A 6,476-nucleotide genomic window follows, 5' to 3' on the forward strand; every position below is an offset into this window, starting at 1 on the left:
CGGGCGTGGCCGGGGTGTGGAAGGAGCTGACCGACTCCGTCAACACGATGGCCGGCAACCTGACCCTTCAGGTGCGCGGGATCTCGCAGGTGACGACGGCCGTGGCCAACGGTGACCTGTCGCAGAAGGTGACCGTTCCCGCGCGGGGCGAGGTGGCGCAGCTCGCCGAGACGATCAACCAGATGACCGAGACGCTGCGGATCTTCGCGGACGAGGTCACGCGGGTGGCCAACGAGGTCGGTGCCGAGGGGAGGCTCGGCGGGCAGGCGAACGTGCCGGGTGCGGCGGGCACGTGGAAGGACCTGACGGACTCCGTGAACACGGTGTTCCGGAACCTCACCACCCAGGTGCGGGACATCGCCGCCGTGACGACGGCCGTGGCCAGCGGTGACCTGTCGCAGAAGGTCACCGTCGACGTGGCGGGCGAGATGCTGGAGCTGAAGAACACCGTCAACGGGATGGTGGACCAGCTCTCGGCGTTCGGTGCCGAGGTGACGCGGGTCGCGCGGGAGATCGGTGTCGAGGGCGAGCTGGGCGGCCAGGCGCAGGTGTCGGGCGCGGCCGGCACCTGGAAGGACCTGACGGACTCGGTCAACACCGCGTTCCGGAACCTCACCGGTCAGGTGCGCAACATCGCCCAGGTGACGACGGCGGTGGCCAACGGCGACCTCTCGCAGAAGGTCACCGTGGACGTCTCCGGTGAGATGCTCCAGCTGAAGAACACCGTGAACACGATGGTGGACCAGCTCTCCAGCTTCGCCGACCAGGTGACGCGGATGGCCCGTGACGTGGGCACCGAGGGCCGCCTCGGCGGTCAGGCGCGGGTGGACGGGGTGTCGGGCACCTGGAAGGAGCTGACGGACTCCGTCAACTTCATGGCCGGGAACCTCACCTCCCAGGTGCGCAACATCGCCCAGGTGACGACGGCGGTGGCCAACGGCGACCTCTCGCAGAAGATCGACGTGGACGCGCGCGGCGAGATCCTGGAGCTGAAGAACACCATCAACACGATGGTGGACCAGCTCTCCGCCTTCGCCGACCAGGTGACCCGGGTGGCCCGTGACGTGGGCACCGAGGGCCGCCTCGGCGGTCAGGCGCAGGTGCCGGGCGTGGCCGGGGTGTGGCGGGACCTCACCGATTCGGTGAACGGCATGGCGGGGAACCTCACCGCCCAGGTCCGCAACATCGCCCAGGTCGCGACCGCTGTGGCGCGCGGTGACCTCTCCCAGAAGATCACCGTGGACGCGCGCGGGGAGATCCTGGAGCTGAAGAACACGCTGAACACGATGGTGGACCAGCTCTCGTCGTTCGCGCAGGAGGTCACCAGGGTCGCCCGTGAGGTGGGTACGGAGGGCATGCTCGGCGGTCAGGCCGAGGTGCAGGGTGTCTCCGGCACCTGGAAGGACCTCACGCAGTCCGTGAACTTCATGGCCAACAACCTGACGATCCAGGTGCGCAACATCGCCGAGGTCACGACGGCCGTGGCCAAGGGCGACCTGTCGAAGAAGATCACGGTCGACGCCAAGGGCGAGATCCTCGAACTGGTCACCACGGTCAACACCATGGTCGACCAGCTGTCCAGCTTCGCCGAGCAGGTGACGCGGGTGGCCCGCGAGGTGGGCACCGAGGGCATCCTGGGCGGGCAGGCGCACGTACCGGGTGTCACGGGCATCTGGAAGGACCTGAGCAACAACGTCAACCTGATGGCCAACAACCTCACCATGCAGGTGCGGAACATCTCCCAGGTGGCGTCCGCGGTGGCCAACGGTGACCTGACGCGCCAGGTCACCATCGAGGCGCGCGGTGAGGTGGCGCAGCTCGCCGACACCATCAACACCATGGTGAAGACGCTGAGTTCGTTCGCCGACCAGGTCACCAAGGTGGCCCGTGAGGTGGGTACGGACGGCATCCTGGGCGGCCAGGCGCACGTGCCCGGTGTGGCGGGTACCTGGAAGGACCTCACCGAGTCGGTGAACGGGATGGCGTCCAACCTGACCGGCCAGGTGCGCAACATCGCCATGGTCACGACGGCGATCGCCAAGGGCGACCTGACCAAGAAGATCGACATCGACGCGCGGGGCGAGATCCTGGAGCTGAAGACGACGATCAACACGATGGTCGACCAGCTCTCCAGCTTCGCCGAGGAGGTCACCCGCGTCGCCCGCGAGGTGGGCACCGAGGGCCAGCTCGGCGGCCAGGCCCGCGTGCTCGACGTGGACGGCACCTGGCGGGACCTGACCGAGTCGGTGAACGAGATGGCCGGGAACCTGACCCGGCAGGTGCGCGCCATCGCCAAGGTGGCGACCGCGGTGACCCGCGGCGACCTGAACCTGAAGATCGACGTGGACGCGTCCGGGGAGATCCAGGAACTCCAGGACTACATCAACAAGATGATCGCCAACCTGCGCGACACCACGATCGCCAACAAGGAGCAGGACTGGCTCAAGGGCAACCTCGCCCGGATCTCGGCGCTGATGCAGGGCCGCCGGGACCTGGAGGACGTCGCCTCGCTGATCATGAGCGAGCTGACCCCGGTGGTCTCCGCGCAGCACGGCGCGTTCTTCCTGACCATGCCGCTGCTGGACGGCCAGGACCTCACCGGGGACGGCGAGGAGGAGTACGAACTGCGCATGCTCGGTTCCTACGGCTGCTCCACGGGCGCCATGCCGACCTCGTTCCGGCCCGGTGAGGGGCTGATCGGGACGGCCGCGCAGGAGAAGCGGACGATCCTGGTCAGGGATGTGCCGAGCGGCTACCTGAAGATCTCCTCGGGGCTGGGGGAGGCCCCGCCGGCGCAGGTCATCGTGTTGCCGGTGGTGTTCGAGGGCAATGTGCTCGGGGTGATCGAGCTGGCGTCGTTCACGCCGTTCACGCACATCCAGCGGGACTTCCTCAACCAGATCGCGGAGATGATCGCCACCAGCGTCAACACGATCTCCGTCAACACCAAGACGGAGCAGTTGCTCAAGCAGTCCCAGTTGCTGACCGAGCAGCTCCGGGAGCGCTCGGCGGAGCTGGAGAACCGGCAGAAGGCGCTGCAGTCCTCCAACGCCGAACTGGAGGAGAAGGCCGAGCTGCTGGCCCGGCAGAACCGGGACATCGAGGTGAAGAACACCGAGATCGAGGAGGCCCGGCAGGTCCTGGAGGAGCGCGCCGAGCAGCTCGCGGTGTCGATGCGCTACAAGAGCGAGTTCCTCGCCAACATGTCGCACGAGCTGCGTACGCCGCTCAACTCGCTGCTGATCCTGGCCAAGCTGCTCGCCGACAACGCGGAGAGCAACCTGTCCCCGAAGCAGGTCGAGTTCGCCGAGACCATCCACGGCGCCGGGTCCGACCTGCTCCAGCTCATCAACGACATCCTGGACCTGTCCAAGGTCGAGGCCGGCAAGATGGACGTCTCCCCGACGCGGATCGCGCTGGTCCAGCTCGTGGACTACGTGGAGGCGACCTTCCGCCCGCTGACCGCCGAAAAGGGCCTGGACCTTTCGGTGCGGGTCTCCCCGGAGCTGCCCGCGACGCTGCACACCGACGAACAGCGCCTCCTCCAGGTGCTGCGCAATCTGCTTTCCAACGCGGTGAAGTTCACCGACTCCGGCTCGGTGGAGCTGGTGATCCGGCCGGCCGGTGCGGATGTGCCGCAGACCATCCGGGAGCAGTTGCTGGAGGCCGGGGCGCTCACCGATCCGGACGCCGATCTGATCGCGTTCTCGGTCACCGACACCGGTATCGGCATCGCGGCGAGCAAGATGCGGGTGATCTTCGAGGCGTTCAAGCAGGCCGACGGCACCACCAGCCGCAAGTACGGCGGCACCGGCCTCGGCCTGTCGATCTCGCGGGAGATCGCCCAGTTGCTCGGCGGTGAGATCCACGCGCAGAGCGAGCCGGGGCGCGGGTCCACGTTCACGCTGTACCTGCCGCTGCACCCGAGCGAACTCCCGCCGCAGGGCTACCAGCAGTCCGTGCCCCCGCTGGAGGCCGGTGAGCTGGTCGCCTCGGAGGCGCACCTGTCGGCCAAGCTGACGGACCCCCGGGCCGAGACGCCGGCCGAGGTGACGTCGTACCGGGAGACGCAGAACGGGCCCGCCGCGCTCTTCCGGCGGCGCCGCCGGGGCCTGCCCGAGGCCGAGCCGCGGCCGGAGCAGCCGATCACCGTCGAGCAGCCGGAGGACACCGAGCGGCCGGTGCGCGCGGTGCGGTTCGGCGGCGAGAAGGTGCTCATCGTCGACGACGACATCCGCAACGTCTTCGCGCTCACCAGCGTCCTGGAGCAGCAGGGCCTGTCGGTGCTGTACGCCGAGAACGGCCGCGAGGGGATCGAGGTCCTGGAGCAGCACGACGACGTGGCCGTGGTGCTGATGGACATCATGATGCCCGAGATGGACGGGTACGCGACCACGAACGCGATCCGCAGGATGCCGCAGTTCGCCGGGCTGCCGATCATCGCGCTGACCGCGAAGGCGATGAAGGGCGACCGGGAGAAGGCGCTCCAGTCGGGCGCCTCGGACTACGTCACCAAGCCGGTCGACCCTGATCACCTGTTGACCACCATGCGACAGTGGATGCGGCCGGAGTGACGGTACGGCAGGACCGGTCACAGGGGCGCGGTGCACAGCGCGGGCCAGGTGTGGGAACCTCGGATTCCGGGAACCTTCCAGGCTCTGCCCGCGTTTGAACTGTGTGCACCGTGACATCGCGGTGACAGGGTGTGGCGACGGGCGGGGTGCGGCTACGACGACCGGCACAAGGACGGGCGACGAAAGGGAGTCGTCCCCTGGGGCGGCGCCCGGTGTACCGCCGGGGCGAGGAGGGCGGGCCATGGTGCAGAAGGCCAAGATCCTCCTGGTCGATGACCGGCCGGAGAATCTGCTGGCGCTGGAGGCCATCCTCTCTGCGCTCGATCAGACGCTGGTGCGGGCATCTTCCGGGGAGGAAGCGCTCAAAGCACTGCTCACGGACGATTTCGCGGTCATCCTGCTGGATGTCCAGATGCCGGGTATGGACGGCTTCGAGACGGCCGCGCACATCAAGCGGCGGGAGCGGACCCGGGACATCCCGATCATCTTCCTCACCGCGATCAACCACGGCCCGCACCACACCTTCCGGGGTTACGCGGCGGGCGCGGTCGACTACATCTCCAAGCCGTTCGACCCGTGGGTGCTGCGCGCCAAGGTCTCGGTGTTCGTCGAGCTGTACATGAAGAACTGCCAACTGAGGGAGCAGGCGGCGCTGCTGCGGCTCCAGCTGGAGGGCGGGCGGAAGGACACGGTCGACAGCAAGGAGCCCGCGGGGCTGCTCGCGGAGCTGTCCGCCCGGCTCGCGGCCGTCGAGGAGCAGGCCGAGGCGCTCTCCAAGCAGTTGGACGACGAGTCCGCCGACGCGGCGGCGGTGGCCACCGCCGCGCACCTGGAGCGCAAACTCACCGGTCTGCGCCGGGCGCTGGACGCCCTGGAGCCGGGCGCCGACGGCTCCGCCGCACTCCCTCCACGGAGTTGACGACCCGCCGGATCTCCGGCCTTCCATGAGCGGGCGTCAATTCGGCGCCTTGCCAAGGGCGACACGAACGGGTGAAGCAGTGGGCACACGTGTCCGCTGTCGTCTCCCCCGGTAACCTCGGTCCCATGGCCTCACGTCCCTCCGCAGCCAAGAAGCCGCCCGCCAGGAAGGCGGCCGCTCCCGCGAAGGCTCCGGCGAGGAAGGCGGTCGCCAAAAAGGCCCCGGCCAAGAAGGCGCCGGCCCGTCGGGCTCCGGTCCGCAAGGCACCGCCCAAGCCCGCGCCGAGCCCCACCGGCGGCCTGTACCGACTCGTCCGTGCCGTCTGGCTCGGCACGGCGCACGCGGTCGGCGCAGTCTTCCGGGGCGTGGGGCAGGGCGCGCGCAATCTCGACCCGGCCCACCGCAAGGACGGAATCGCGCTGCTGCTGTTCGCCGTCGCGCTGATCGTCGCCGCCGGCACCTGGGCCGACCTCAGCGGACCCGTCGGTGACCTGGTGGAGATCCTGGTCACCGGCTCCTTCGGCCGCCTCGACCTGCTGGTGCCGATACTGTTCGCGGTCATCGCCGTCCGGTTCATCCGGCACCCCGAGCAACCGGAGGCCAACGGCCGGATCGTCATCGGTCTGTCCGCGCTCGTCGTCGGCGTGCTCGGCCAGGTGCACATCGCCTGCGGCTCGCCCGCCCGGGACGACGGCATGCGGGCCATAAGGGACGCCGGCGGCCTCATCGGCTGGGCGGCCGCCACCCCGCTGACGTACACCATGAGCGAGGTGCTCGCCGTACCGCTGCTGGTGCTGCTCACCGTGTTCGGGCTGCTCGTGGTCACCGCCACCCCGGTCAACCACATCCCGCGCCGGCTGCGCGCCCTCGGCATCCGCCTCGGCGTGCTGCACGACTACGCGGCCGACCTGGACGACGTCGAGGGCTACGACGAGCAGTGGCGCGACGAACCGCCCGCCCGCCCCCGGAGCCGCCGCGGCGGC

General features: G+C 69.2%; 2 protein-coding genes and 1 pseudogene. All 3 read left to right on the forward strand.

Features of this window, described 5'->3' with window-relative positions; translation table 11 throughout:
* Positions 1-4,574: HAMP domain-containing protein (locus tag CCN33_RS24010; RefSeq protein ID WP_086695580.1), on the forward strand; the 4,574-nt coding region annotated here is incomplete at its 5' end.
* A gap of 241 nt (positions 4,575-4,815) precedes the next feature.
* Positions 4,816-5,493: a response regulator gene (locus CCN33_RS24015; protein WP_086695581.1), complete on the forward strand. Its 678-nt coding sequence runs from the start codon at positions 4,816-4,818 to the stop codon at positions 5,491-5,493.
* A gap of 125 nt (positions 5,494-5,618) precedes the next feature.
* Positions 5,619-6,476, forward strand: a pseudogene (locus tag CCN33_RS24020) (cell division protein FtsK); the annotation flags it as partial.

Origin of the sequence: Streptomyces recifensis (assembly GCF_002154615.1) — a bacterium.
GTDB lineage: Bacteria > Actinomycetota > Actinomycetes > Streptomycetales > Streptomycetaceae > Streptomyces > Streptomyces griseoluteus.

Bases quoted from the DNA above. Each gene is read 5' to 3' on its own strand.
- CCN33_RS24015 (WP_086695581.1), top strand. From the start codon at position 4,816: ATGGTGCAGAAGGCCAAGATCCTCCTGGTCGATGACCGGCCGGAGAAT.